This is a genomic window from Nonomuraea guangzhouensis (assembly GCF_019396345.1).
GTDB lineage: Bacteria > Actinomycetota > Actinomycetes > Streptosporangiales > Streptosporangiaceae > Nonomuraea > Nonomuraea guangzhouensis.
Genome location: NZ_JAHKRM010000037.1, coordinates 40,380 through 64,724 on the forward strand (window position 1 = coordinate 40,380; position 24,345 = coordinate 64,724).

Below are 24,345 nucleotides of genomic sequence, written 5' to 3' on the forward strand. Positions count from 1 at the left end.
TCAGCCGAGGCTCTCGAAAAAGGCGCGGATGTCCGCGGTGAGGGCCTCGGTGGCGGTGTGGGCCGTGTAGTGGCCATGCGCCGGGGCGGGGAGGGTCTTCCAGGAGACGATGCCGGTGTGGTCGCGCTCGGCGAAGGCCCGGATGGACTTGAAGTCGCCCTCCGACATGGCCAGCGCGGTCGGTACGGTGGTGTGCTCCTTGGGGTGCTCGGCGCGGGCGTTCTCCCAGTACAGGCGCAGGGCCGAGCCGGCCGTGCCGGTGAACCAGTGGATCGCCGCGTTGGTCAGCACGAAGTCGTCGTCGAGGTCCTCGTCGAAGAGCTGGGCGAGCCAGCCGACCAGCCCGGCGGGTGAGTCGGTGATCGCGTGGGCGAGCGTCTGCGGCTGCTGGGACTGCAGGACGTTGAAGGCGCCCTTCTCCTTCCAGAACCAGTCGAGTACGGCCAGCCCGGCCTGGTCCTCCTCGCTCAGGTTCGCGAACTCGGCCGGGTCGCCGGAGGGGAAGGAGAACACCTGCGTCACGTGGACGCCGACGACGCGCTCGGGCGCGAGCCGGCCGATCTCCGGCGAGATCATCGAGCCGGCGTCGTTGCCCACCGCGCCGAAACGCTCGTAGCCGAGGCGGGCCATCAGCTCGGCCCACGCCCTGGCGATGCGCTGGTTGTCCCAGCCCAGCTCGGTGGTCGGCCCCGAGAAGCCGTAGCCGGGCAGCGACGGCACGACGAGGTGGAAGTGCCGGGACAGCGGCTCGATGGCGTCCAGGTACTCGACGATCGAGCCCGGCCAGCCGTGGGTCAGGATCAGGGGCAGGGCGTCGGGGTTCGCCGAGCGGACGTGGATGAAGTGGATGTTCTGCCCGTCGATCTCGGTGGTGAACTGCGGGTAGGCGTTGAGCCTGGCCTCCTGCGCCCGCCAGTCGAAGCCGTCGAGCCAGCGGCCGACCAGCCGCCGGACCCGCTCGACGGGCACGCCCTGGTCGGCGTCCGCGATCTCGTCGGTGAAGCGGGTCATGGCGAGGCGGGTCCGCAGGTCGTCGAGGTCGGCCTGGGGGATCTCGATACGGAAGGGGTGAACGCTCATCGCGGGCTCCTCGTCGGAACGGGTTGTTCTGTTCCAACGATAGCAGAACGGAATGCTTTATTCCACTGAAATCCGCTCCTGTCCCGAGTACACGTTGCACCGCTGCCCCCGCAGGAACCCGACGAGCGTCATGCCGAACTCCCTGGCCAGGTCCACGGCCAGCGACGAGGGGGCGGAGACCGCGCACACCGCCGGCACGCCCGCGACCAGCGCCTTCTGCATGATCTCGTAGCTGGCCCGGCCGCTGACCATCAGCACGTGCTCGGCCAGCGGGAGCCGTTCGCCGAGTGAGGCCCAGCCGACCAGCTTGTCCACCGCGTTGTGGCGGCCCACGTCCTCCCTGAGCGCCACCAGCGTGCCGTCGGGGCGGAACAGCCCGGCCGCGTGCAGGCCGCCGGTCTTGCCGAAGACGCCCTGGCCGGCACGGAGCGCGTCCGGCAGGCCGTACAGGATCTCGGGGGTGAGTTGGAGCGTGCCGCGGGGGAGCGGCGCGCAGCGGTCGTGCAGGTCGTCGAGGCTGGCCGAGCCGCAGACGCCGCAGGCGCTGGAGGTGAGGAAGTGGCGGTCCAGTGTGGGCAGGTCGGGGATCGGGCCGTGCAGGCGTACGGTGACCGTGTTGTAGCGGGCCTCGGGCGGGAGGTCCTCGTCGGTGCAGTAGGCGATGGCCGCGATGCCGCCGGGCCGGACCAGGCCCTCGCCGTGCAGGAACCCGGTCGCCAGTTCGAAGTCGTGGCCGGGGGTGCGCATGGTGATGGCGACGGTCTTGCGGGTCCCGTCCAGTGCGGCGAGGCGGATCTCCAGTGGCTCCTCGGTGGCGAGGTCGTCGCGCCGGTCGCGGACCGTGGAGCCGGACAGCTCGCGGACGCGGATGCGGGTGGTGGGACCCACGCGGGTCAGCCGGTCGCTCATAGCCGCCGCACGGTGACGAGCGCGTTGTAGTCGGGGATCCTGGCCTGGGGTGAGCGCCGGGTCTCGTCGAGCAGGATGTTCCCCTCCGGCCAGTGGATCTGCAGGTTGCCCGGCATCAGCGGCGCCCGCAGGACCTTGCCCTGGTACGACCGCTCGCCCGCGCTCAGCTCGACCGGCGTGCCGTCGGGCAGGCCGAGGCGGTCGGCGTCGTAGGGGCTCATCAGCACGGCCTCGCGCATCGCGCCGTTGAAGCCGTCGCGGCGCTCGTGGACCATGCTGTTGAACTGCTTGCCGCGCCGGGTGGCCACCATGAACGTGCCGTCGGGGCGTTCCAGCGCGGGCGGCTCGACGGCGGAGAACACGCCGCGCCCGTCGGGGGTGTTGAAGCGGCCGTCGGCGAACAGGTGGCGTCCGCCGTACTGGACGTTGTCCCCGAACCCCTTGAGGCCCGATATGCCCTGGTAGAACGGCACTGCCTGCTCGATCTCCTCGCGGATCCGCGAGGTCCCGGTGAACCGAACTTTTGCCGAAATTTCGGGATTCGTTTGCGCGGCCAGCTCGCCGAAGATCTTCCACTCCGGCCAGGCCTCGCCGATCCGCGGCCCCTCGATCTCGGGCGAGAAGATGATCCGGCGCTCGGTGGACGTCTCGGTCACCCCGCCGGTCATCTCGTAGCGGGTCTGCGCGGGCAGCAGCAGCACGTCGCCCTCGGACGGCACCAGCATCTGCGAGGACAGCACGATGTCGATGTGCACGCGGAGCTTGAGCCGGGCCAGCGCCTCCCGGCAGTAGCCGGGGTCGGGCAGCACCTCCAGGAAGTTGCCGCCCGAGGAGATGAGCGCGTCGAGGTCGCCCGCGTGGGCCGCGTCGATCATGTCGGTCGCGGTCAGGCCGGGCGCCGTCGGCACCTCAAATCCCCAAATATCAGTAAATTTCGCGGCATTTTCTGGCGTGATCGGCAGGCCGCCAGGCAGGCCGGTCGCGTACGCGCCCATCTCGGCCCCGCCCTGCACCCCGCTGTGCCCGCGGATCGGCATCAGCCCGCAGTTGTCGCGGCCCAGGAAGCCGCGCGCCAGGGCCAGGTTCACGATCGACCGGACGTTGTCCTCGCCGAAGGCGTGCTGCGTGATGCCCATCGACCAGACCAGCACCGCCGACTTCGCCTCGCCGAGCAGCCTGGCCAGCCGGAGCATCTCGTCGCGGGTCGCCCCCGACAGCGCCTCCAGTTCCTCCCACGACTGCTCCGCCAGCGCCCGCCGGACCTCCTCGAAGCCGGAGGTCCGCTGGTCGACGAACGTCTTGTCCACCCAGTCGTTCTCGATCAGGTGCTTGAGCACGCCGTTGAGGAAGCCGATGTCGCCGCCCACGTTCACGCCGAAGAACTCGTCGGTGATCTTCGTCCCGAACACCGCGGACTCGGCGTTGGACGGCACCCAGTAACGGTCCATGCCGGGCTCGCGGTAGGCGTTGATCATGGCCACCCGGGTGCCGGCCTTCTTGGCGTGGTAGAGGTACTTCATCGCCACAGGCTGGTTGTTGGACGGGTTCGACCCGATGAAGACGATCAGGTCGGAGCCGATCCAGTCCGTGTAGGAGCAGGTGGTGGCCGCCGCGCCGATCGTCTGCTTGAGCGCGACGGTCGAGGGCGAGTGGCAGATGCGCGCCGCGTTGTCGACGCTGTTCGTGCCCAGCGCGCGGACCGCCTTCTGCGCCGCGTAGTAGTTCTCGTTCGGCATGCCGCGGCTGGTCAGGTAGGCGCCGAAGCGCGCGTCACGCAGCCCGTCGGCGGCCACCTGCAGCGCCTCGTCCCACGAGACCCGGCTGAAGCCCGGCTCGCCCGCCCGCCGCAGCATCGGGTACGGCAGCCGCCCCAGCTCCCGCAGCTCGGCGCTCTTCTTGCCGGCCAGCCCGGAGACGTCGCCCAGCAGCGAGACGTCCAGCGCCGGCATCGTGTTCAGCGGCAGCAGCCGCAGCCGGATGTTGCACAGGTGGACCTCGTCCATCGTCCAGTCGCGCATGCCCCGCGTGCCCAGCGCGCACCCGTCGCACGTGCCCTGCGTGAGTATCCGCCAGGCGTAACGCCTGTTGCCCTTGACCGATCGAAACGCCTTCAGCAGCTCCAAGTAGTTGTTCGGCTTGCGCAGGCCGAGGCCGAACGGCCGCCACGAGGCCCAGTTGCGCGGGTCCAGACGTCTGCTCATCTCCCCATCTTCCCCGCGGGCGGCGTCAGAGGACAGCGGAGGTTCGGCGAAGATGGGGGAATGCCCGACTCGCGCTACTCCGATCTCGACCGCCCGCCCCTGTCCGAGGCGGCGCTCAACCGCGCCCTCATCCGCCCCGGCAGCCTGTGGACCGGCGTACGCGTCGTCGAGAGCACCGGCTCGACCAACGCCGACCTCGCCCAAGCCGCGAAGGAGGGCGCGGAGGAAGGCCTGGTCCTGGTGGCCGAGTCGCAGCTCGCCGGCCGAGGCAGGCTGACCCGCACCTGGACCGCGCCGCCGCGCTCAGGCCTGACCGTCTCCGTCCTGCTCAGGCCGGAGGTGCCCATCGCCAGGCAGGGGTGGCTTGCGCTGCTGTTCGGCGTGGCGGCGGCCTCGGCCGTCCGCCGGCTGGCGGAGGTGGACGTACGGCTCAAATGGCCGAACGACCTGCTGATCGGCGAGCACAAGCTGGCCGGGATCTTGGCCGAGCGGGCCGAGGACGCCGTCGTCATCGGGATGGGCCTGAACGTGTCGCTCAAGCCGGCCGAGCTCCCCGTGGAGACGGCGACCTCCCTGGCCATCGAGCAGGCGGCGTGCGTGGACCGGGATCCGCTGCTCAGGGCCGTGCTCAGGGAGGTCGAGCGGCACTACCGCGACTGGTCCGAGGCGGGCGGCGACGCCGACGCGTGCGGGCTGCGCGCCGCCTACCAGGCGTCGAGCGCCACGATCGGGCGGCAGGTCAGGGTCGAGCTGCCCGGCGACCGGGTGCTGGTCGGCCAGGCGACCGGCATCGACCAGGCCGGACACCTCCAGATGATCGCGGACGGCAGGACGCACGCGCTGAGCGCGGGTGACGTCGTCCACGTCCGCGCGTCCTCGTAGCCGCGAACGCGCGGAGGTGGCACCATTTGCCCATGACCCTCCCTGACCACCACTTGACGCAGGGTGAACGGCGCATCAGGTCGTTCCACCCGCACTGGAAGCGGCTCGTGGTGCCCTTCATCGCGCTCGTGCTGATCGTCGCCGCCTCGGGCGTGGCGCTCTTCCTCATCCCCGGCACCTTCGAGTACGCCAACTACGCCAGGCTCGCCGTCGGCGTCGTCGCCGTGCTGCTGCTGACGATCTGGTCGTTCGTGCCCTACCTGCAGTGGAAGAACACCGGCTACGTGCTCACCACCCACCGCTTCACGATCAGCACGGGCGTGCTCAACAAGTCGACGGACGAGATCCCGATGGCCAAGGTCAACACGGTCAGCTCCGACCAGACCTTCTTCGAGCGCATCCTCGGCTGCGGCACGCTCACCGTCGAGTCGGCGGGTGACCGGGGGCAGATCGCCCTGCGCGACATCCCCCACATCCAGGACGTCAGGACCGACCTGTTCCGCCTGCTGGAGGACGCCTCCGACGGAGATATCGACGGCCATTGAACAGACCCACCGCTGAGGAGATCGACCGGCTGCTCGTCGGCATGCCCGCCCGCCACACCAAGGCGGGGGTGTCGGCGGAGGCGGGCGTCTCGCCGGAGCTGGCGGAGCGCATCTGGCGGGCGCTGGGCTTCGCCTCGCTCGCCGACGACGCGGTCGCCTTCTCCGACGGTGACGTCGACGCGCTGCGGCGAGTGAGCAGGATGCTCGACAGCGGCCTGCTCGACGAGCAGACCGTCATCCGGATGGCCCGCGCGCTCGGCCAGACCACCGCCAAGCTGGCCCAGTGGCAGGCCGAGATCATGATCGGCGCGATGCTGCCGCCGGGCGAGCGGCCTTCCGACGACGACCTGGCCCGGGTGCTCGACACGGCCCGGCTGCTGCTGCCCGACTTCGAGCAGGTGCTGATCCACGTCTGGCGGGCCCAGCTGGCCGCCGCGGGCACCCGGCTGCTGTCCGTCGCCGACCTCGACGAGGCGAACATCCCCGCCCGCGTGTCGATCGCGGTGGGTTTCGCGGACCTCGTCTCGTTCACCCGGCGGGCCCGCGAGCTCGACGAGCGGGAGCTGGCCGCGCTGGTGGAGGGCTTCGAGGCGCGGGCCTCCGACGTGGTGGCCGCGCACGGCGGCCGGCTGGTCAAGACGCTCGGCGACGAGGTGCTGTTCACCGCCCACAACCCGGAGGACGCGGCGGCGATCGCGCTCGACCTGGTGGAGGCGGCCGACCTGCGCATCGGTCTGGCCTACGGGCCGGTGCTGCCCATCATGGGCGACGTCTACGGCACCACCGTCAACCTGGCCGCCCGGCTCACCGCCATCGCCCGGCCCGGCACGATCCTCGTCGACGCCGAACTGGCCGAGGGACTCGACGACGGACCGGGGTTCGAGGTACGCCGGATCCGGCGCCGACCAGCCCGTGGACTCGGGATGGTGCAGCCCTACGCCTTGCGGCGATCATCCTCCTGACCCAAGATGGCTGCCATGCCGTACGAAGTGCAGGGTGTCATCGCCCGAGGTAAAGGCCAGGAAGTATCGGTCGAGACAGTGATCGTCCCCGACCCCGGACCGGGTGAGGCGGTGGTGGCGGTCAGGGCCTGTGGGGTCTGCCATACCGACCTGCACTACCGGGAGGGCGGCATCAACGACGACTTCCCGTTCTTGCTCGGGCACGAGGCCGCGGGTGTGGTCGAGGCGGTGGGTGAGGGCGTCACCGGGGTGGAGCCCGGCGACTACGTGATCCTCAACTGGCGGGCCGTGTGCGGCCAGTGCCGCGCCTGCCTGCGCGGGCGGCCGTGGTACTGCTTCAACACCCACAACGCCACGCAGAAGATGACGCTGGCCGACGGCACCGAGCTGTCGCCCGCGCTGGGCATCGGCGCGTTCCTGGGCAAGACGCTGGTCGCCGCGGGACAGTGCACCAAGGTCTCCGCCGACGCGCCCGCCGAGGTGGCCGGGCTGCTCGGCTGCGGCGTCATGGCCGGCCTCGGCGCCGCGCTCAACACGGGCAACGTCACCAGGGGCGACTCGGTCGCCGTCATCGGCTGCGGCGGCGTCGGTGACGCCGCGATCCTCGGCGCGTCGATCGCCGGCGCCACGAAGATCATCGCGGTGGACGTGGACGACCGCAAGCTCGAATGGGCCCGCGGCTTCGGTGCCACCGATACGGTCAACTCCCGGGCGAACGACCCCGTCGAGGCGATTCGCGACCTCACCGGCGGTTTCGGCGCCGACGTGGTCATCGAGGCTGTCGGCCGCCCAGAGACGTACAAACAGGCCTTCTACGCCCGTGACCTGGCCGGCACCGTCGTGCTCGTCGGCGTGCCGACGCCCGAGATGCAGCTGGAGCTGCCGCTGCTCGACGTGTTCGGGCGCGGTGGGTCCCTCAAGTCCTCCTGGTACGGCGACTGCCTGCCCTCGCGCGACTTCCCCATGCTGATCGACCTGTTCCGGCAGGGGCGGCTCCCGCTCGACAAGTTCGTGTCGGAGACCATCGGGCTCGACGGGGTCGAGGAGGCGTTCGCCAAGATGCACCGCGGCGAGGTGCTGCGTTCGGTGGTGGTCCTCTAATGATCGACAGGGTCATCACCTCGGGGACGTTCTCGCTCGACGGCGGCACCTGGGACGTCGACAACAACGTCTGGCTGGTCGGCGACGCCCGCGAGGTGGTCGTCATCGACGCGGCGCACGACGCGCGCGCCATCAAGGACCGCGTCGGCGAGCGTACGGTCAAGGCCATCGTCTGCACGCACGCGCACAACGACCACATCAACGCCGCCGGGGAGCTCGCCGAGCTGACCGGGGCGCCGATCCGGCTGCACCCCGCCGACCAGGTCCTCTGGGACCAGGTCTACGGCCAGGCGGTGGCGTACCATCCGCTGGCCGACGGCGAGAAGATCGAGGTCGGCGGGGTCGCGCTGGAGGTGCTCCACACCCCGGGCCACGCGCCGGGCGCGGTCTGCCTGCACGCGCCCGACCTCGGCGTGCTGTTCAGCGGCGACACGCTGTTCAAGGGCGGCCCCGGCGCGACCGGGCGGTCCTTCTCGTCGTTCGACACGATCATCGACTCGATCAGCCGGCGGCTGCTGACCCTGCCCGGCGAGACGGTCGTGCACACCGGCCACGGCGACTCGACGTCGATCGGGGCCGAGGCGCCGCACCTGGAGGAGTGGATCGCCCGGGGACAGTGATCTGTGTCCGACCTAACATAGGCAAGCCTTACCGAAGTGAGCTACTTTAGGTGTGCCTAACCTTGGCTCCCTTCGTGAAAGGCTTGTCCCCGCATGTACGTATGTGTCTGTCGTGCTGTGACCGAGAACGAGGTCCACGACTGCATTGCCGCGGGTGCCAGGAGCGCTAAGCAGATCCGCGACACCACGGGTGCCGGGGGAGACTGCGCGACTTGTGTCAGAAAGATATGTGCGATCCTGAAGAGGTCTGAGGAACTCACGACCGCATAGCACGAGGGGCCCGTTCATGCAGGGCGACATCCAGATCATTGAGCTGCTCAACGAACAGCTCACCGCTGAGCTGACCGCGATCAACCAATACTTCCTGCACGCCAAGATGCAGCAGAACTGGGGCTACACCAAACTCGCCGAGCACACCCGCGCCGAATCGATCGACGAGATGCGCCACGCCGAGCGTCTCACCGATCGCATCCTCTTCCTCGAAGGACTGCCCAATTACCAGCGCCTTGGCACGCTGCACATCGGGCAGACGGTCGAGGAGCAGCTCCGGGCCGACCTGGAGGTGGAGGTGTCCGTCGTGGCCCGGCTGCGGCCGGGCATCAAGCTCATGCGAGAGAAAGGCGATGTGACCTCCGCACGGATCTTCGAGGACATCCTCGAGGACGAGGAGCACCACATCGACTACCTGGAGACCGAGCTGGCGCTCATGCGGAGCCTGGGCGAGCAGCTCTATCTCGCCCGCTACGCCGAGCCGCCCTCCGAGGGCTGAGCCCCGGATTCGACGCGCCCGCCGGTACTCCCGGCGGGCGCGCGCCATTCCGCGACACGCCGGACGGCACAGAAGGTTTTGCGATTCCGGAAGATCAGCCACCGCTTTTGTCCCCCGCGAATGCGGTAATTTAAGCGGGATCAACCGACATTTATCTGAGTTTGCCCAGGTCAATGGATAGGTCAACGACGAGTCAAACCGCGCGCTGTGACCGGGAAACGATCGCCTAAGGTCCTACGATCGCTTCATGACCTGCGTACTTCTCGCCGAGGATGACACCTCGATTTCCGAGCCACTCGCGCGCGCGTTGCGCCGTGAGGGCTATCAGGTTGAGGTGAGCCCCGACGGCCCGCAGGCCCTGGAAAGGGCTCTGTCGGGTGGCATCGACCTCATCGTTCTTGACCTCGGCCTGCCAGAAATGGACGGGCTGGAGGTTGCGCGCCGGATCCGCGCCGAAGGGCACGGCACTCCGGTCCTGATACTTACCGCTCGGGTCGACGAAGTCGACACGGTCGTCGGCCTCGACGCCGGCGCCGACGACTACGTCACCAAGCCGTTCCGGCTGGCCGAGCTGCTCGCCAGGGTGCGTGCGCTGCTGCGCCGGGGCACCTCGGAGACACCGGTGGTCCAAGGCGTCCGCATCGACGCCGACTCCCGCCGGGCCTGGATGGGAGAGAAAGAGCTGCACCTTACGACCAAGGAGTTCGACCTGCTCCGCGTGCTGGTCCGCGACGCGGGCAAGGTCGTCACCCGCGAACAGATCATGCGCGAGGTGTGGGACACCAACTGGTGGGGTTCCACCAAGACACTCGACATGCATATTTCCTGGCTGCGCCGCAAGCTGGGCGACGACGCGGCGAAGCCTCGCTACATCACCACCGTCCGAGGAGTCGGCTTCCGCTTCGAACGCGAGTAGGGATGCGCCGCCGCCTGCTCACATCCACCCTGGTCGTCGCGGTCATCGCGGTGCTGCTGCTGGGGGTCCCCCTGGGCATCGTGGTCAGCCGCCTGATCGTCGACGAGGCGGCCCAGGAGCTCAGGGCGGAGGCCACGCGCCTGGTGGGGGAGGTCGAGTATGCCCGCATCCAGGACACGCCTCTCGATCCCCAGCAACTCAAGCAGAAGTATCCCGACCGCTACATCCAGATCTACGAGCGTGCCACCCAGCCCAAGGCGACCATCGTCGGCGTTCCGCCGCCGTCCGGTCACCAGATGACCGAGGACGCCCAGTCCGAGAACGGTATCTACGTCCGGGTGAGCCGCGACAGGGACCAGGTCGAGCAGGACGTGCGAGCACGCCTGCTGCTGATCGTGGCCCTGGCCGTCGCGGCTCTGGCGGTGGCGGTCGGCCTTGCCATCGTCCAGTCACGCCGTCTGACGCTGCCCCTGCAGGACCTGGCGAAGATCGCCGACCGGCTCGGCTCCGGCGACGCCCGGCCCAGCAAACATCGTTACGGCATTCCGGAGCTCGACCGGGTGGCTCAGGTGCTCGACCGTAGCGCCACCCGCATCTCCGACCTGCTCACCCGCGAACGCGAGTTCGCCACCGACGCCTCCCACCAGCTCCGCACCCCGCTGACCGGCCTCACCATGCGCCTGGAGGAGATCGTCGCGGCCAGCGAGCACCCGGAGGTCGTGCGCGAGGAGGGCGAGGCGGCCATCGTGCAGGCCGAGCGGCTCACCGCCGTGATCGACGAGCTGCTGGCCGCGGCCCGCCGCCAGCGCCACGCCCAGGCCAAGCCGGTCGGGATCGACGAGGTCCTGGTCCAGCAGGTCACCGAATGGGAGCCGGTCTTCCGCGGCGAGGGCCGCTCGCTGCTGCTCGAAGGCTCGCGCGGGCTCAGGGCGCTGGCCACCACCGGCGGCTTCGGCCAGGTCATCGCCTCCCTGCTGGAGAACTCCCTGCGGCACGGTGGCGGCACCGTCACCGTCACCACGACCAGCGGCGACAACTACGTGGTGACCGAGGTGTCCGACGAGGGTCCCGGCATCGCCGACGACATCGCCCCCAAGGTCTTCGAACGCAACGTCAGCGGAGCCGGAGGCACCGGCCTGGGGCTGACCCTGGCCCGCGCGCTGGCCGCCGCCGACGGTGGCCGGCTGGAGCTGGTGCGCCGGCGTCCGGCGACGTTCGCCATCTTCCTGCGGCACGCCGAGGACAACGACCGGACCCGCGTGGTCAGCGGTCCTGCTTGACCCCGGGCAGCTCGGTGGGGATGGGCTCGGTGGCCTCCAGGAACACCCACTTCTTATACGACCAGTAGCGGAACAGCGTGCCGAGGCCGACGCCCACGATGTTCGCGATGTTCAGGCTGAGCAGGTCGTGCAGGTGCAGGGTGTACTTGGTGAAACCGATCACCAGCAGCCCGAACAGCAGGGCGATGCCGTTGAGCAGGAAGAACAGGAAGTATTCGCGGCCCAGGCCGCTCTGCTCGCGGTGCCGGAAGGTCCAGAACCGGTTGCCCAGGTAAGCGGCCGTCGCGGAGATGAGCGTGGCCAGCACCTTGGAGGTCAGCGGACCCATGCCGAAGACGCCCGCGAAGAGGTTGAGCATGCCGGTGTCGATCAGAAAGGCGATGGCGCCGATCGTGCCGAACTTCGTCAGCTCATGCAGGAGAGCCGAGAACCGCTGGTAGAGCCGCTTGGCGAAGTCCACGTCTGCTACTCGGCCCTTCCGGTCGTGGCGCAAATCAGGTCATGACCACTTCAGCGTACCGGTCGTCAGGCCGATGGCAGGCCACAGCCAGTGACATCCCATGCCTATCAACAACCCAATAAATATCGTGTTATGACCGACAATTACGAATAGAGGGCGTTACGCTGCGGTGGCAGATCGCCGGTACGTGCCGGCGATGGGCTCAGACGGACCGCCGTCAGCAGACGGCCACGACCCTCGGGGTTCTCCTGTGCCGCTTCGACTGCTCGGCCTCCTCGTCGGCCTCCTCGTCGGCCTGTCTGTCGTGGCGGCCGGTTGCGGCACCGCGGGCGTCGCCACGGTGGCGCCACCCGAGGATCCGACCTCCGCTCCGGCGTCCGCCCACAGCGTCGACACGGCGACGGCCGAACAGGTGTTCAAGCTGCTCGGCGGGCTTGACCAGGCCTGGAAGCGGCGGGACTGCGCCGCTGTCGCCGACCTGACCACGTGGGCGGAGAAGACGCTGGGCGGTCGTGCCTGTGAGGCGACCCGGAACGGCCGCCCAGCCCTCTACAGCGATCCCACCTTCTTCCTGCCCGGCGAGGGCGACTGGTTCGCCGCCCTGGCGCGCAAGCCGTCGCCGGCGTACTTCGTGTTCCTGCGCGAGGGCGGGCGCTGGCGGCTCGGCGCGGGACCCATCCCCGCGCGCGGGGCGGCGCCGGAGACGTCGACCACCGTCACCCCCGATGCCGGGCTGGGCGGTCAGGCCCGGGTGGTCGCTCAGCGTCACCTCACCTACCTCACCGACCCCGCCGGGGTGGCCGGCGTGCGCTTCCCGCCAGGAGACCCGGTACGCGGCCTGCGGGACGAGCTCGACGGCCTGCCCGAGCAGGTCCGGCCGGACCGGCTCGACATCGACGTCGAGCTGCCCGAACAGCCCACGATGGCGCTCGTGCTGTCGGCCGACACCATGCTCGCCTTCGACGCGCTGCGCATCGTCTACCGGCAACGCCCGAAGGCGGGCAAGTCATCTCTTACGCATCCGCTGAAGAAGGACGCCGAGATCGTCGTGCTGGCCACGGTGATCAGCGCGGCGAAGGGCCTGACCACGGTGGGCGTGCGGCGCGGACCAGCCTGAGCGCGTTGGGTAAGCTCACCTGCCGTGAGTGCATACAGTCCCATCGGGCCGGTCGTCGGCATGGTCGGCGCGGGCCAGTTGGCCAGGATGACGCAGCAGTCCGCCATCGCGCTCGGCGTGGAGTTGCGGGTGCTGGCCAACACGCCTGACGAGAGCGCCGCCAGGGTCATCGTCGACACGCGGCTCGGCGACTATCGCGAGCTGGCCGACCTGCGCGAGTTCGCCGGAGGCTGTCACGCGATCACGTTCGACCACGAGCACGTGCCGACCGAGCACATCAGGGCGCTGGCCGCCGACGGGTTCGCGGTGCGTCCGGGGGCCGACGCGCTGGTGCACGCCCAGGACAAGGCCGTCATGCGCGAGCGGCTGACCTCGTTCGGCGCGCCGTGTCCCGCGTGGGCCCGCGTGTCGGCGGTTGCGGAGGTGTCGGCGTTCGCCGACGAGCACGGCTGGCCGGTCGTGCTGAAGGCGATCAGGGGTGGCTACGACGGCCGCGGGGTGTGGGTCTGCCGGACCCCCTCGGAGGTCGAGGAGGCGCTCCAGACCGGCGTGCCGCTGATGGTCGAGGCGTTCGTGCCGTTCGAGCGGGAGCTGGCCGTACTCGTCGCCCGCTCGCCCCACGGCCAGGGCGTCAGCTACCCGGTCGTGGAGACCGTGCAGCAGGACGGGATCTGTGTCGAGGTGCTCGCGCCCGCCCCCGGCCTCGACCCGGAGGACGCCGCCGAGGCCCAGCGCGTCGCGCTGCAGATCGCGCACGAGCTCGGCGTGACCGGACTGCTGGCCGTGGAGATGTTCCAGACGAGCGGCGGGCTGGTGGTCAACGAGCTGGCCATGCGGCCGCACAACAGCGGCCACTGGACGATCGACGGCTCGCGTACGTCGCAGTTCGAGCAGCACCTGCGGGCCGTGCTCGACCTGCCCCTCGGCTCGCCGTCGATGAGCGCGCCCGTCGTCGTCATGGCCAACCTGCTCGGCGGCGACGACCCTGACCTGTTCAAGCGGTACGAGCACGTCATGGCCCACGATCCCGGCATCAAACTGCACTTCTACGGCAAAGAGGTCCGGCCCGGCCGTAAGATCGGCCACGTGACCGCCGTCGGTGACGACCTCGACACCGTACGCGCCCGCGCCCGGCACGCCGCCGTCTACCTGACCACTGGGGAGTACACATGACGATCGGCATCGTGATGGGCAGCGACTCCGACTGGCCGGTGATGAAGGCCGCGGCGGAGGCGGTGGCGGAGTTCGGCGTCCCGTTCGAGGCCGACGTGGTCTCCGCGCACCGGATGCCGACCGAGATGATCGAGTACGGCCGGAATGCCGCGTCCCGCGGCGTCAAGGTCATCATCGCCGGAGCCGGCGGCGCGGCCCACCTGCCAGGAATGCTGGCCTCGGTGACACCGCTGCCGGTGATCGGGGTGCCGGTGCCCCTGAAATACCTGGACGGCATGGACTCGCTGCTGTCGATCGTCCAGATGCCGGCCGGGGTGCCCGTGGCCACCGTGGCCGTCGGCGGGGCGCGCAACGCCGGGCTGCTGGCGGTCCGCATTCTTGGCGTTTCCGACCCTGAGCTGCGGTGGCGCATGGAGGAGTTCCAGGGCGAGCTGAAGGAACAGGCGCACGCCAAGGGCGAACGCCTGCGCGCCGAAGCGGCCAACCTGCTCCGCTAGATCACGTAGTCCGTCTCGGTGTCACATCAGCCGGATCTCGCGGGTCTACTTCTGTGACAGACCGCGAGGAAGGAACGTGACACGGTGGACGAGCGCGAGTGGCTGACGGAGCAGTTCGAGGAGCATCGGGGTCATCTGCGGTCGGTGGCCTACCGGATGCTCGGCTCGGTGAGCGAGGCCGACGACGCCGTACAGGATGCCTGGCTGCGACTCAACCGCGCCGACACCGGCGACGTGGCGAACATGGGCGCGTGGCTGACCACGGTGGTGGCGCGCGTGTGCCTGAACACGCTGCGTTCGCGTGAGCGACGGCGCGAGGACCCGCTTGACGTACGTGTGCCCGACCCGATCATCAGCCCCGAGTCCGGGGCCGACCCCGAGCACCAGGCGGTGCTCGCCGACTCGGTGGGGTTGGCGCTGCTGGTGGTGCTCGAGACGCTGTCGCCGGCCGAGCGGCTCGCGTTCGTCCTGCACGACATGTTCGCCGTGCCGTTCGAGGAGATCGCGCCGATGATCGAGCGATCCCCGGCGGCGGCGCGGCAGCTCGCGAGCCGTGCCCGCCGCCGGGTCCAGGGTCAGGCCCCGGCGCCCGACCCCGACCTCACCCGTCAGCGGGACGTCGTCAACGCGTTCTTCGCCGCCGCGCGCGACGGCGACTTCCAGGCGCTGGTCGCCGTACTCGACCCCGAGGTCGTCCTGCGGTCCGACGGTGGCGTGACGCGTGCCCGCCAGACCGTCGTGATCACCGGCGCGCAGTCCGTGGCCGGACAGGCGCTCACGTTCAGCCGCCTCTCCCCGTTCGCCCGCCCGGTGCTGATCAACGGGGCCGCGGGGGTCGTCGTCGCGATGCACGGGCGGCCGCTCTCGGTCATGGCCTTCACCGTCACCGGCGGGAAGATCGTCTCCATCGAGGTGCTGTCCGACCCCGAACGCCTGCACCAACTGGACCTGACCGCCCTCGACGACTGACGGCGGGTGGTTTTTCAGGGGCGGCCCAGCGCGCGGTAGTGCCAGCCCGCGGAGCGCCAGGTCTCGGTGTTCAGGGCGTTGCGGCCGTCGACGATGCGGCGGGCCGCGACCACCTTGCCGAGCTCCTCCGGGTCCAGGTCGACGAACTCCGGCCATTCGGTCAGCAGCAGCACCACATGTGCCCCTCGGACGGCCTCAAGCGCCGACTCGCCGTAGTGCAGCTCGGGGTGTGCCTTCCGGGCGTTGCCCAAGGCGATCGGGTCGTACACGGTCACCTGGCCGCCCTGGGCGCCAATGGTGACCGCCACGTCGAGTGCGGGGGAGTCGCGGATGTCGTCGGAGTTCGGCTTGAAGGCGGCGCCGAGCACGCCGACCGTACAGCCGTGGAACGAACCGCCCGCCAGCTCGCGGGCCAGGTCGACCATGCGGGCGCGGCGGCGCATGTTGATCGCGTCGACCTCGCGCAGGAACGTCAGCGCCTGGTCGGCCCCCAGCTCGCCGGCGCGCGCCATGAACGCGCGGATGTCCTTGGGCAGGCAGCCGCCGCCGAACCCGAGCCCGGCGTTGAGGAACCGGCCGCCGATGCGGTCGTCGTACGACAGCGCCTTCGACAGCTGTGTGACGTCGGCGTGGGCGGCCTCGCAGACCTCGGCCATCGCGTTGATGAAGGAGATCTTGGTGGCGAGGAACGCGTTGGCGGCCGTCTTGACCAGCTCGGACGTCGCGAAGTCGGTGACCACCATCGGGATGTCCCCGAGCGGCTGGTACACCTCGCGCAGCATCTTCTCCGCCCGCTCGGAACGCACGCCGATCACGATGCGGTCCGGCTTGAGGGTGTCCTCCACGGCGTAGCCCTCGCGCAGGAACTCGGGGTTCCAGGCGAGCTCGACCTCGACGCCGGCCGGGGCGAGCCGGGCCAGCAGGTCGGCGAGCCGCTCCGCGGTGCCCACCGGCACCGTCGACTTGCCGACCACCAGGCACTCGCGGTCGAGGTGCGGGGCCAGCGACTCGATGGCGCTGTCCATGTAGGAGACGTCGGCGGCGTACTCGCCGCGCTTCTGCGGCGTGCCCACGCAGACGAAGTGCACGTCGCCGAAGGCCGCCGCCTCCTCGTACGACGTGGTGAAGCGAAGGCGGCCCGAGTCGAGTCCGCGGCGGAGTACGGGTTCGAGCCCCGGTTCGTGGATCGGGAGCTCACCGCTGTTGAGCCGGCGAACTTTGTCGGCGTCTATGTCGAGGCCCAGGACGTCGAATCCGAGATCCGCCATGCAGGACGCATGCGTGATGCCCAGGTATCCGGTCCCGATCACCGTGAGGCGATATGGCACGAGAGAGCTCCTTTCGAGTGCCAGGCATGCTACCGGCCCTCGCTAACTCCTTCTGTGCCACCTGGGCATTTCGCCAAACTGTACCGACTGGTAACAAGATGGTCGGACGTCCTAGTATTTCCCTCATGGACTTCCCTCTCTACGCGCCCGCCGAAGAGCACGACATGCTCCGGGAGACGATTCGAGCCCTTGCCGACGAGAAGATCGCCCCGCGCGCCGCGGAGACGGACGAGACCGAGGAGTTCCCCTGGGACGTCTACAAGGCGCTCGTGGCGGCTGACCTGCACGCCGTTCACGTGCCGGAGGAGTACGGGGGCGCCGGGGCCGACGCGCTGGCCACGGTGATCGTGATCGAGGAGGTGGCCCGCGCCTGCGCGTCGTCCTCGCTCATCCCGGCGGTGAACAAGCTCGGCACGGTGCCCCTGCTGCTGTCGGCGTCGGCCGACCTCAAGGCTCGCTATCTGGCGCCGGTGGCTCGTGGGGACGCGATGTTCTCGTACGCGCTGTCGGAGGGTGAGGCCGGCTCGGACGCCGCGGCCATGCGGACCCGGGCCGTGCTGGACGGCGACCACTATGTGCTCAACGGCACAAAAATGTGGATCACCAACGCGGGTGTGTCGGAGTACTACACGCTGATGGCGGTGACGGACCCATCGGCCGGCGCCCGCGGCATCTCCGCTTTCGTCGTGGAAAAAGCCGATGAAGGCGTCTCTTTCGGGCCGAAGGAGCGGAAGCTCGGGATCAAGGGCTCGCCCACCCGCCAGGTGATCCTGGAGAACGTCCGCATCCCCGCCTCTCGCATGATCGGCGACCCGGGCACCGGCTTCAAGACCGCCCTGGCGACGCTCGACCACACCCGCATCACCATCGCCGCCCAGGCCCTCGGCATCGCCCAGGGAGCGCTGGACTACGCCATCGGGTACGTCAAGGAGCGCAAGCAGTTCGGGCGGCCGATCGCGGACTTCCAGGGGCTGCAGTTCATGGTCGCGGACATGGCGATGAAACTGGAGGCGGCTCGGCAGCTGACGTACCACGCGGCGGCCAAGTCGGAGCTGGCCATGCACGGGCAGCCGCAGAGGGACCTCACGTTCCTGTCCAGCGCCGCGAAGTGCGCCGCGTCGGACGCGGCGATGGAGATCACCACGGATGCGGTGCAGTTGCTGGGCGGGTACGGGTACACGCGGGACTTCCCGGTGGAACGGATGATGCGCGACGCCAAGATCACCCAGATCTACGAGGGCACCAACCAGATCCAGCGCATGGTGATGGCCCGGCAGCTTCTGAAGTAGCCGGTTGACGTGCGGAGACCCGGCATGTGAGGGCGCGCGCTGCCGGGTTTCGCGCGATGCCCGAGCCCCGTGCAGTGGGTCGTGTTCCGTCGCGCGCTCACGGCCAAACAGCTCACCGCGCATGAATCTGGCACCAAGGCGTCTCGGCTTGGCCGACGCTCACCCATGGGCTATCGACGACATGGGCGGGGGAGGCGGACCGGCTGTGTGCGGATCCACTTCCACGCCCTTGATGTACATCATCATGTACACTGATGCCATGAAGGTGATGACCATGTCCGAATCGCGGGCCAACTACGCCGCCACCCTCGACGCCGTCATCGACGACCAGGAAGAAGTCCTCATCACCCGCGCCGGCGGAGAAGGCGTCGTCATGGTGTCGCAGCGCGAATACGAATCGATGCGCGAGACGCTCTACTTGATGGCCTCTCCCGTCAACCGCAGGCGGCTGTCAGAGGCGGTCGCCCGTCTGGAGGCTGGAGGCGGCACCGTCCGCGACCTGGCTGACGAGGACGCCACCTCGTGAAGATCCTTTTCGACGAACTTGCCTGGGAGGACTACTGCTTCTGGCAGCGCGAAGATCGACGCATTCTCAAAAGGATCAACCAGCTGATCGCCGACATAGCCCGTAACGAGAACGAAGGCATCGGCAAACCAGAGCCGCTGAAGTACGAATGGTCCGGCTATTGGTCCCGGCGCATCACCTCAGAGCACCGGCTCGTCTACCGCGTCAACGACGACACCATCATGGTCGCCGCCTGTCGATACCACTACGAGAAGTAGCACCCGCTAGATCTACGAGGGCACCAACCAGATCCAGCGCATGGTGATGGCCCGGCAGCTGCTCAAGTAGGCCGCCGGGCGGTGTCTCACACCATCCTGATCACGAACTCCGGGAGACCGCGGCGAGGAAACCGCCGACGAACGCGTCGCCCAGCCCGATGGTCGTGGGCGCGGCGACGTCGAGGTCGAAGCCGGGCAGGCAACGGACAACCCCGCCCATGTGGCCTTCCAGAGCTGCGGCGAACTCCACCGCCTCCGTTCGCCTCGGCCGGTTCCGCATGCGTTCGTAGTCGTGGTCCGTGTAGCCATCGCCGTGGCAGTAGCGGGTGCTGGCGATCAGGATGCCCTCGTTCAGGGGGTCCGCGTACTCGCCGGCTCTCTCGCCGAAGGCCGCCGACCAGTACTTGGTATGCACGACCAGGGTCTTCACGGGGATGAGAGCCCGCAGCGATGCGAGGGCGCGGGCCACCTCCGTCACGGAGAGCAGGTTGACGGCGTCGCCCAGGTGCGACTGCAGCTCGTCTTCGTTCAGTCCGTAAACGTCGATGACTTCCAGAAGCGCGTCGTGGACCCGCTGACTGAGGCCCGGCTCGTGGAATCCGGCATCCTCGTAATAGACGATCGCCTCGGCCGGCAGTTGCCGCATGTGGCTTCTCAGCGTGGACAGGCGCAGGTCCAGGGTTCGCTGGTCGCGTACCGCGTTGAATCCCGAGATCAGAAAGACCCGTGCGTCGTGCAGCAATGAGCCGAGTTCGTCGCTCAGCAGCATCGACTCGTTCGCCGGGTCGTTGACGTAGATCAATCTGTTCGGGAATGGCGCGCGGATGTCGATGTCACCTGCTCGAACCCGCATGTCCTGGTCGTACTGCACGATCAGGTGCGGATAGAGGGTGTCCTGGTCGCCACTGCAGATGTAGTCGCAGCTTGCCGGCAGCAGGCGGCGGACGATGTCGTTGAGGCTGACCAGGTGCAGGGTGGAGGGTACGCCGAGCCGGCTCATCTCCATGGCCGCTCGAACGGAGGTTCCGCCCAGAGTTGTTCGGGTGGGGAACCGCCCTGCGAATGCGCTCAGGCATTCGGAGGAGGCGACGAAATGCTCGCCTCCTCCCCCCTTTCTGAGGTAGGTGAGAATGGAGATGACCAGCTCGCGCTCATCGGTAACAGTGACCGATGAAGTCAGCTCGGCCTCGTGGATCTGATACTCGCCGACAAGCTGCTCCAAGATCGACGAGGAGAGCTTGAGCTCGTAGTCGACGCATCCCCCCAAGCCCAGGACTACAGGACTGGTCATGTCAGTAGAGAGATGCCTTGCCGGTCGCTTCGAAGAGGTCGATCTTCTGCGCGGCCACCACCTTCATCGCATCGATGCACGGCGGCTGGATGGAGTTGGGCTCACGCAGGCTCTCGTCGGCCAGGACTTCGCGCATCTTCGTGTGGTAGGCGAGCTTGATGTCGCTGGAGATGTTGATCTTGTTGATGCCGAGCTTGACCGACTCCGCGATCTCGTCGTCCGGGTTGCCCGAGCCGCCGTGGAGCACGAGGGGGATCTTGACCCGATCCTTGATCTCCTTCAGCAGGTCGAGCTTGAGCTCCGGCTTCAGGTGCTTCGGGTAGATGCCGTGATAGGTGCCGATGGCCACGGCGAGGCTGTCCACCCCCGTTGACTTCACGAAGGTCACGGCGTCGGCCGGGTCGGTGTAGATGATCGCGTCGCTGCCGTCTTCGGCCTCGTTGTCGGTCTTGCCGATCGTCCCCAGCTCCGCCTCGACCGACAGGCCGACCGCGTGCGCGGTCTCGGTGACCTTCTTGGAGAGCGCGATGTTGTCCTCGAAGGACTTCATCGAGGCGTCGATCATCACCGAGGTGAAGCCGGTCTTGATCGCGGTCAGCATCTCCTCGTAGGTCGCGCCGTGGTCCCAGTGAATCGCGATCGGCACGGACGAGCGGTGGGCCCGCTGGTGCATCGCGACGATCACGTCCGGTCCGAGGTGCCGTACCTCGTCGGGGTGGATCCCGATGATGAGCGGCGCGTTCTTCTCTTCGCTGATGTCCACGATGCCGTTGAACATGGCGTAGTCGCTGATGTTGAAGGCGGGCACGGCGAAGTATTTTTCGTTCGCCACGGCCAGGAGCACCTTGCCGGTCGTCAGCATTACTTTATTTCTCCTTCTGATCAGTAAATGTGTCAGGCCTTGACCGCACCGGAGGTGAGGCCGCCGATGAATCGCCGCTGGAAGAGGAGGAACAACACGAGCACCGGGATGGACCCCAGGATGCTCATGGCCATCATCTGGTTCCACTCGTAGGAATGCTGGCCCATCAGGAGCTGGATGCCGATGGGCACGGTGCGCATGTCATCGGTACGGGTGAGGGTCAGCGCGAACAGGTATTCGTTCCACGAGATCATGAAAGTGTAGACGCCGACGGCGACCAGCCCAGGAACCGAAATGGGCACCAGAATACGCCAGAGAGCCGTCCAGCTCGACGCCCCGTCCACCTTGACGGACTCATCCAATTCCCGGGGCAGGGTATTGAAGTATGCGGTCATCATGATGATCGCATAGGGCAAGGTGAACACCATGTGCGTGAGAATCAACCCCGCATAAGTATTATACAGGCCCAATCCCACCACGAGACCGAAGTACGGAATGACGAGTGTGATGGGCGGCACAGCCTGAACGGTGACGATCACCGCATTGATGGATCGCTTCAACGGGAAGTTGTAGCGACTGAATCCATACGCCGCGAGGATCGCCACGAACAATGTCAGTACGGTCACCGACAGCGCGACGATGTAACTGTTGATGAAAAACCTCAACTGGGCCTCGTCGCCCAGGATCTTCGCGTAGGCGTCGAACGAGAAGCTGTCGGTGACCAGTCGCGGCGGAACCTGGAAGACCTCTCCATTGGTCTTGAACGACGTCGACAGCATCCACAGGACCGGCAGGCCGGCGAAGGCCGCGCCGGCGCACAAGCCTGCGAGCACGGCGATCTTCGCGTAGAGGCGCCGCCTTTTGCGGGTGAGCACGGGTGATCACCTCTCCTTTTGCAGGCGAACGTAGAAGAAGGCCAGAATCATCGTGAGCAGCAGGACTATGACAGCGGCGGCGGACGCGGTGGCGAACTCGTAACTGCTGAAGGCTTGCTTGTAGGTGTACGTGCTGAGCATCTCGGTGACATTCAGCGGGCCACCACCGGTGGTCATCCAGATGAGCGCGAACTGCTGGGACGTCCAGATGAGATCGAGCACGGCCATGCTGAGAAGCACCGGTTTCAGCTGGGGAATCGTCACATTGCGAAACTGGCGGAAAGCGGTTGCGCCGTCCACGGAGGCCGCCTCGTACAGAACGGGGGAGATTCCCTGCAACGCGGCCAGGATGCTGATCATGAAGAACGGGAAGCCGGCCCAGATGTTGATGAATGTCAACGCCCAGAGCGCCTTGTTCGGGTCGGAGAGCCAGCTCACTTCCCCGCGTATCACGCCGATCGTGGTCAGGACGTAATTGACCACCCCGGACGGGTCCAGCATGAGCCGCCAGATGACCGCGATCACGGCGACCGTGAACAGCCAGGGCAGAATGTAGACAATGCGGAAGATGGCTTTCGTCACTCCGCCCAGCAACGGCGTGTTGAGCATCGTCGCGAAGGCCAGTCCGAGGCCGAGATGAGCGAGAGTGCTCAGGGTGATGAAGATGAACGTGTTCTTCAGGGCTGCCAGGAAGTCGGGATCGGTGAGCACCGTGGTGTAGTTGGCGAGGCCGGCGAAGACCGGATTCTGCTCGACGATCACATTGTCCTTGAACGAATAACTGACCACCATCGCGATGGGGATGATCATCAGCACAAAGATCAATATCAGCGTCGGCGAGAGATAGCCGTACGGGACGACCCGCTGTACGGGGAAAGGCCGCGTCCTTCTCCTTCGGTCCGCAGCGGATTTCGATGCCGATTCTGCGGTTTCCGGAGCGGCCGCGGGATCGAGTTTCGCGGTTTTCATCGATGTCTCCTTGGTTCGGGGCCGCGCCGCACGGTCGGCGCGGCCCGCGAAGGACGGCAGGTCAGAGCACCGGCATCCAGGCCTGTTGTGCCTTGTTGAGGGCGTCGTCGACGCTCTGCTTGCCGGTGAGCGCGAGCTGCAACTGCTCATCGAAGCTGCGCATCAGATCTTCGGACTTCGGCAACCCCACGAACTGGTTGGCGGGATATCCCGCCTTGTAGATGTCGAAGGCCGTCTTGAACAACGGGTCACTCTTGCTGAAGTCCGGCTCGGCCGTCTTGTTGCCGGGGAAGCCGTTCGCCAGCGTGCTCAGCTCAGAGTTCGCCTTCTTGTCCATCAAGAACTGGACCAGCTTGAACGCCTCGGCCTTGTGCTCCGAGGACTCGGCGACGCCGATGCCCCAGGACGCGTACGGGATGCCGCGCTTGCCGGTGTAGCCGTCCTCGGCCGGGATCGGCACCACCGAGAAGTCCAGCTTCGGATCGTTCTTCTTGATCAGCGTGATGTGGGCCAAGGAGTCGATCATCATGCCGACCTGACCGGTGGAGAACTTCTCGACCTTGTCCTGCTCTTTCATGGTGAGATATCCGGGCGCGATGACGCCCGCGTCGTTCAGGCTCTTGACGAAGTTGACGGTGCTCTTGACGCCAGGGCCGGTCAGGTCGGGCTTCCCGTCCTGGGTGAGCATGCTGCCGCCCGATGCCCACAGCCAGGACATCACGTCATTCTGGACGCCGTTGGGAACGGCGGAGTCGAGTGGCAGGGCCCAGCCCTTGACGTTGCCGCCGAGCGCGCTGATCTTCTTGGCCGCGTCCAAGAACTCCGTGCGGGTGCTCGGCGGCTTCTTGACCCCCGCCTTCGAGAGCAGATCGTTGTTGACGAACAGGGGATAGACGAAGTTGACCACGGGGATCATGTAGGTCTTCCCCTTGATCTGGATCTGGCTCGCGAGCTGGCTCGAGTCGTACTTCGCGCTCGCCATGAGCTCGGACAGGTCCGCGATGGCACCCTGCTTGGCGAAGTCGCTCACCCAAGCGCCGTCGAGGCCCACGACATCAGGCAGGGTCCTCGACGCCGCTCCGGAGACCAACTGCTGCTTCGTGGACGCGTACGGAGCGCTCAGCAGCTTGACCTTGATTTTCGGGTACTGCGCCGTGAACTCCGTCATGAGCTTGTCGAACGATCCCGCCGGCAGCTCCGGCGCCCACCACTGCGCGAACTCCAGCGTGACGGTGCCGTCCGCGCTCGTTCCCGCGCTTGATCCCGAGTTGGACCCACACCCCACGGCGGTGGCGCTGAGCACCGCCACCGCCATCACCCCGAGTAGTCGCCTCGTCCGGCCCTGCAACCGGGTGCTGCCTCCGGTCATCGCGACCTCCTTGCTGTACAGGTGTTACCGCTCTTTGCTGGTTTCCGCCACATTAACAACGCATGACGCCACATCACAAGGGTTAGTAATGCAAAACC

General features: G+C 67.8%; 26 protein-coding genes. 16 read left to right on the forward strand and 10 right to left on the reverse strand.

The features are described 5' to 3' along the window. The 3 genes from KME78_RS51575 to KME78_RS51585 are packed head-to-tail and all read right to left on the reverse strand — an operon-like array spanning position 1 to position 4,190. The gene (locus tag KME78_RS51575) at positions 1 to 1,080 is read right to left on the reverse strand and encodes an epoxide hydrolase family protein (protein WP_219537370.1); all 1,080 of its coding nucleotides are present in this window, start codon (positions 1,078 to 1,080) and stop codon (positions 1 to 3) included. Positions 1,081 to 1,137: 57 nt separating this feature from the next. Then, entirely contained in the window at positions 1,138 to 1,989 is an 852-nt protein-coding gene (fdhD, locus tag KME78_RS51580) for a formate dehydrogenase accessory sulfurtransferase FdhD (RefSeq protein ID WP_219537371.1), read from the reverse strand. Then, the gene (locus tag KME78_RS51585; RefSeq protein ID WP_219537372.1) at positions 1,986 to 4,190 is read right to left on the reverse strand and encodes an FdhF/YdeP family oxidoreductase; all 2,205 of its coding nucleotides are present in this window, start codon (positions 4,188 to 4,190) and stop codon (positions 1,986 to 1,988) included. Before KME78_RS51585 ends, fdhD begins: the two co-directional genes overlap by 4 nt. Positions 4,191 to 4,250: 60 nt before the next feature. Here KME78_RS51585 and KME78_RS51590 point away from each other — a divergent pair, with 60 nt between their 5' ends. From KME78_RS51590 to KME78_RS51630, 9 genes are all read left to right on the forward strand, one after another. Beyond that, positions 4,251 to 5,072: a biotin--[acetyl-CoA-carboxylase] ligase gene (locus KME78_RS51590; RefSeq protein WP_219537373.1), complete on the forward strand. Its 822-nt coding sequence runs from the start codon at positions 4,251 to 4,253 to the stop codon at positions 5,070 to 5,072. A 32-nt stretch (positions 5,073 to 5,104) separates the two neighbouring features. Then, entirely contained in the window at positions 5,105 to 5,617 is a 513-nt protein-coding gene (locus KME78_RS51595) for a PH domain-containing protein (protein WP_219537374.1), read from the forward strand. Then, positions 5,614 to 6,579: an adenylate/guanylate cyclase domain-containing protein gene (locus tag KME78_RS51600; protein ID WP_308127446.1), complete on the forward strand. Its 966-nt coding sequence runs from the start codon at positions 5,614 to 5,616 to the stop codon at positions 6,577 to 6,579. Before KME78_RS51595 ends, KME78_RS51600 begins: the two co-directional genes overlap by 4 nt. A 15-nt stretch (positions 6,580 to 6,594) precedes the next feature. Next, complete coding sequence (locus tag KME78_RS51605; protein ID WP_219537375.1) at positions 6,595 to 7,680, forward strand: S-(hydroxymethyl)mycothiol dehydrogenase; 1,086 nt, start codon at positions 6,595 to 6,597, stop codon at positions 7,678 to 7,680. Beyond that, complete coding sequence (locus KME78_RS51610; RefSeq protein WP_219537376.1) at positions 7,680 to 8,300, forward strand: MBL fold metallo-hydrolase; 621 nt, start codon at positions 7,680 to 7,682, stop codon at positions 8,298 to 8,300. The genes KME78_RS51605 and KME78_RS51610 overlap by 1 nt, the downstream gene beginning before the upstream one ends. Before the next feature lie 93 nt (positions 8,301 to 8,393). Continuing rightward, positions 8,394 to 8,570, forward strand: coding sequence for a (2Fe-2S)-binding protein (locus KME78_RS51615; protein ID WP_214633455.1), 177 nt, complete (start codon positions 8,394 to 8,396; stop codon positions 8,568 to 8,570). A 16-nt stretch (positions 8,571 to 8,586) separates the two neighbouring features. Further along, positions 8,587 to 9,069 (forward strand): bacterioferritin, encoded by a 483-nt coding sequence (bfr, locus tag KME78_RS51620; protein ID WP_219537377.1) that lies wholly within the window; start codon positions 8,587 to 8,589, stop codon positions 9,067 to 9,069. Between the two features lie 247 nt (positions 9,070 to 9,316). Further along, on the forward strand, positions 9,317 to 9,985 hold the full coding sequence (locus KME78_RS51625; protein WP_043620820.1) for a response regulator transcription factor: 669 nt from the start codon (positions 9,317 to 9,319) through the stop codon (positions 9,983 to 9,985). A 2-nt stretch (positions 9,986 to 9,987) separates the two neighbouring features. Beyond that, positions 9,988 to 11,265, forward strand: a complete 1,278-nt coding sequence (locus tag KME78_RS51630) for an ATP-binding protein (protein ID WP_214633457.1) — start codon at positions 9,988 to 9,990, stop codon at positions 11,263 to 11,265. On the opposite strand, the gene KME78_RS51635 is transcribed toward KME78_RS51630, so the two are convergent. Continuing rightward, entirely contained in the window at positions 11,249 to 11,725 is a 477-nt protein-coding gene (locus KME78_RS51635) for a GtrA family protein (protein ID WP_219537378.1), read from the reverse strand. The genes KME78_RS51630 and KME78_RS51635 overlap by 17 nt on opposite strands. A gap of 250 nt (positions 11,726 to 11,975) precedes the next feature. On the opposite strand from KME78_RS51635, the gene KME78_RS51640 reads away from it, so the two are divergent. From KME78_RS51640 to sigJ, 4 genes are all read left to right on the forward strand, one after another. After that, positions 11,976 to 12,842, forward strand: coding sequence for a hypothetical protein (locus KME78_RS51640; RefSeq protein WP_219537379.1), 867 nt, complete (start codon positions 11,976 to 11,978; stop codon positions 12,840 to 12,842). Between the two features lie 24 nt (positions 12,843 to 12,866). Then, positions 12,867 to 14,015 carry a 5-(carboxyamino)imidazole ribonucleotide synthase gene (locus KME78_RS51645; protein ID WP_219537380.1) on the forward strand — a complete coding sequence of 383 codons (1,149 nt, stop codon included), beginning with the start codon at positions 12,867 to 12,869 and terminating at the stop codon, positions 14,013 to 14,015. Continuing rightward, complete coding sequence (purE, locus tag KME78_RS51650; RefSeq protein ID WP_219537381.1) at positions 14,012 to 14,512, forward strand: 5-(carboxyamino)imidazole ribonucleotide mutase; 501 nt, start codon at positions 14,012 to 14,014, stop codon at positions 14,510 to 14,512. The genes KME78_RS51645 and purE overlap by 4 nt, the downstream gene beginning before the upstream one ends. 84 nt (positions 14,513 to 14,596) lie before the next feature. Further along, complete coding sequence (gene sigJ, locus KME78_RS51655; protein WP_219537382.1) at positions 14,597 to 15,481, forward strand: RNA polymerase sigma factor SigJ; 885 nt, start codon at positions 14,597 to 14,599, stop codon at positions 15,479 to 15,481. A 14-nt stretch (positions 15,482 to 15,495) separates the two neighbouring features. Here sigJ and KME78_RS51660 read toward each other — a convergent pair whose 3' ends face one another. Next, positions 15,496 to 16,809 (reverse strand): UDP-glucose dehydrogenase family protein, encoded by a 1,314-nt coding sequence (locus KME78_RS51660; RefSeq protein WP_219537383.1) that lies wholly within the window; start codon positions 16,807 to 16,809, stop codon positions 15,496 to 15,498. Between the two features lie 125 nt (positions 16,810 to 16,934). On the opposite strand from KME78_RS51660, the gene KME78_RS51665 reads away from it, so the two are divergent. The 3 genes from KME78_RS51665 (at position 16,935) to KME78_RS51675 (ending at position 18,881) form a co-directional block, all read left to right on the forward strand. Then, on the forward strand, positions 16,935 to 18,098 hold the full coding sequence (locus KME78_RS51665) for an acyl-CoA dehydrogenase family protein (protein ID WP_219537384.1): 1,164 nt from the start codon (positions 16,935 to 16,937) through the stop codon (positions 18,096 to 18,098). A gap of 259 nt (positions 18,099 to 18,357) precedes the next feature. Continuing rightward, on the forward strand, positions 18,358 to 18,624 hold the full coding sequence (locus KME78_RS51670) for a type II toxin-antitoxin system Phd/YefM family antitoxin (RefSeq protein WP_219537385.1): 267 nt from the start codon (positions 18,358 to 18,360) through the stop codon (positions 18,622 to 18,624). After that, positions 18,621 to 18,881 (forward strand): Txe/YoeB family addiction module toxin, encoded by a 261-nt coding sequence (locus tag KME78_RS51675; RefSeq protein ID WP_219537386.1) that lies wholly within the window; start codon positions 18,621 to 18,623, stop codon positions 18,879 to 18,881. The genes KME78_RS51670 and KME78_RS51675 overlap by 4 nt, the downstream gene beginning before the upstream one ends. Positions 18,882 to 18,981: 100 nt before the next feature. On the opposite strand, the gene KME78_RS51680 is transcribed toward KME78_RS51675, so the two are convergent. From KME78_RS51680 to KME78_RS51700, 5 genes are all read right to left on the reverse strand, one after another. Further along, positions 18,982 to 20,172, reverse strand: coding sequence for an ADP-dependent glucokinase/phosphofructokinase (locus tag KME78_RS51680; protein WP_219537387.1), 1,191 nt, complete (start codon positions 20,170 to 20,172; stop codon positions 18,982 to 18,984). A gap of 1 nt (position 20,173) precedes the next feature. Then, positions 20,174 to 21,034: a ketose-bisphosphate aldolase gene (locus KME78_RS51685; RefSeq protein WP_219537388.1), complete on the reverse strand. Its 861-nt coding sequence runs from the start codon at positions 21,032 to 21,034 to the stop codon at positions 20,174 to 20,176. Positions 21,035 to 21,066: 32 nt separating this feature from the next. Further along, complete coding sequence (locus KME78_RS51690; protein ID WP_219537389.1) at positions 21,067 to 21,909, reverse strand: carbohydrate ABC transporter permease; 843 nt, start codon at positions 21,907 to 21,909, stop codon at positions 21,067 to 21,069. Between the two features lie 6 nt (positions 21,910 to 21,915). Further along, positions 21,916 to 22,878 (reverse strand): carbohydrate ABC transporter permease, encoded by a 963-nt coding sequence (locus KME78_RS51695; protein ID WP_219537390.1) that lies wholly within the window; start codon positions 22,876 to 22,878, stop codon positions 21,916 to 21,918. 61 nt (positions 22,879 to 22,939) lie between these two features. Continuing rightward, positions 22,940 to 24,247, reverse strand: coding sequence for an ABC transporter substrate-binding protein (locus KME78_RS51700; protein ID WP_219537391.1), 1,308 nt, complete (start codon positions 24,245 to 24,247; stop codon positions 22,940 to 22,942). Between the last annotated feature and the right edge of the window lie 98 nt (positions 24,248 to 24,345).

What these genes read in the sequence shown, in the direction of transcription:
- KME78_RS51575 (WP_219537370.1), bottom strand. Translation starts at nt 1,080, where the DNA reads ATGAGCGTTCACCCCTTCCGTATCGAGATCCCCCAGGCCGACCTCGAC.
- fdhD (WP_219537371.1), bottom strand. Translation starts at nt 1,989, where the DNA reads ATGAGCGACCGGCTGACCCGCGTGGGTCCCACCACCCGCATCCGCGTC.
- KME78_RS51585 (WP_219537372.1), bottom strand. Translation starts at nt 4,190, where the DNA reads ATGAGCAGACGTCTGGACCCGCGCAACTGGGCCTCGTGGCGGCCGTTC.
- KME78_RS51590 (WP_219537373.1), top strand. Translation starts at nt 4,251, where the DNA reads ATGCCCGACTCGCGCTACTCCGATCTCGACCGCCCGCCCCTGTCCGAG.
- KME78_RS51595 (WP_219537374.1), top strand. Translation starts at nt 5,105, where the DNA reads ATGACCCTCCCTGACCACCACTTGACGCAGGGTGAACGGCGCATCAGG.
- KME78_RS51605 (WP_219537375.1), top strand. Translation starts at nt 6,595, where the DNA reads ATGCCGTACGAAGTGCAGGGTGTCATCGCCCGAGGTAAAGGCCAGGAA.
- KME78_RS51610 (WP_219537376.1), top strand. Translation starts at nt 7,680, where the DNA reads ATGATCGACAGGGTCATCACCTCGGGGACGTTCTCGCTCGACGGCGGC.
- KME78_RS51615 (WP_214633455.1), top strand. Translation starts at nt 8,394, where the DNA reads ATGTACGTATGTGTCTGTCGTGCTGTGACCGAGAACGAGGTCCACGAC.
- bfr (WP_219537377.1), top strand. Translation starts at nt 8,587, where the DNA reads ATGCAGGGCGACATCCAGATCATTGAGCTGCTCAACGAACAGCTCACC.
- KME78_RS51625 (WP_043620820.1), top strand. Translation starts at nt 9,317, where the DNA reads ATGACCTGCGTACTTCTCGCCGAGGATGACACCTCGATTTCCGAGCCA.
- KME78_RS51630 (WP_214633457.1), top strand. Translation starts at nt 9,988, where the DNA reads ATGCGCCGCCGCCTGCTCACATCCACCCTGGTCGTCGCGGTCATCGCG.
- purE (WP_219537381.1), top strand. Translation starts at nt 14,012, where the DNA reads ATGACGATCGGCATCGTGATGGGCAGCGACTCCGACTGGCCGGTGATG.
- KME78_RS51665 (WP_219537384.1), top strand. Translation starts at nt 16,935, where the DNA reads ATGGACTTCCCTCTCTACGCGCCCGCCGAAGAGCACGACATGCTCCGG.
- KME78_RS51670 (WP_219537385.1), top strand. Translation starts at nt 18,358, where the DNA reads ATGAAGGTGATGACCATGTCCGAATCGCGGGCCAACTACGCCGCCACC.
- KME78_RS51680 (WP_219537387.1), bottom strand. Translation starts at nt 20,172, where the DNA reads ATGACCAGTCCTGTAGTCCTGGGCTTGGGGGGATGCGTCGACTACGAG.
- KME78_RS51685 (WP_219537388.1), bottom strand. Translation starts at nt 21,034, where the DNA reads ATGCTGACGACCGGCAAGGTGCTCCTGGCCGTGGCGAACGAAAAATAC.
- KME78_RS51695 (WP_219537390.1), bottom strand. Translation starts at nt 22,878, where the DNA reads ATGAAAACCGCGAAACTCGATCCCGCGGCCGCTCCGGAAACCGCAGAA.
- KME78_RS51700 (WP_219537391.1), bottom strand. Translation starts at nt 24,247, where the DNA reads ATGACCGGAGGCAGCACCCGGTTGCAGGGCCGGACGAGGCGACTACTC.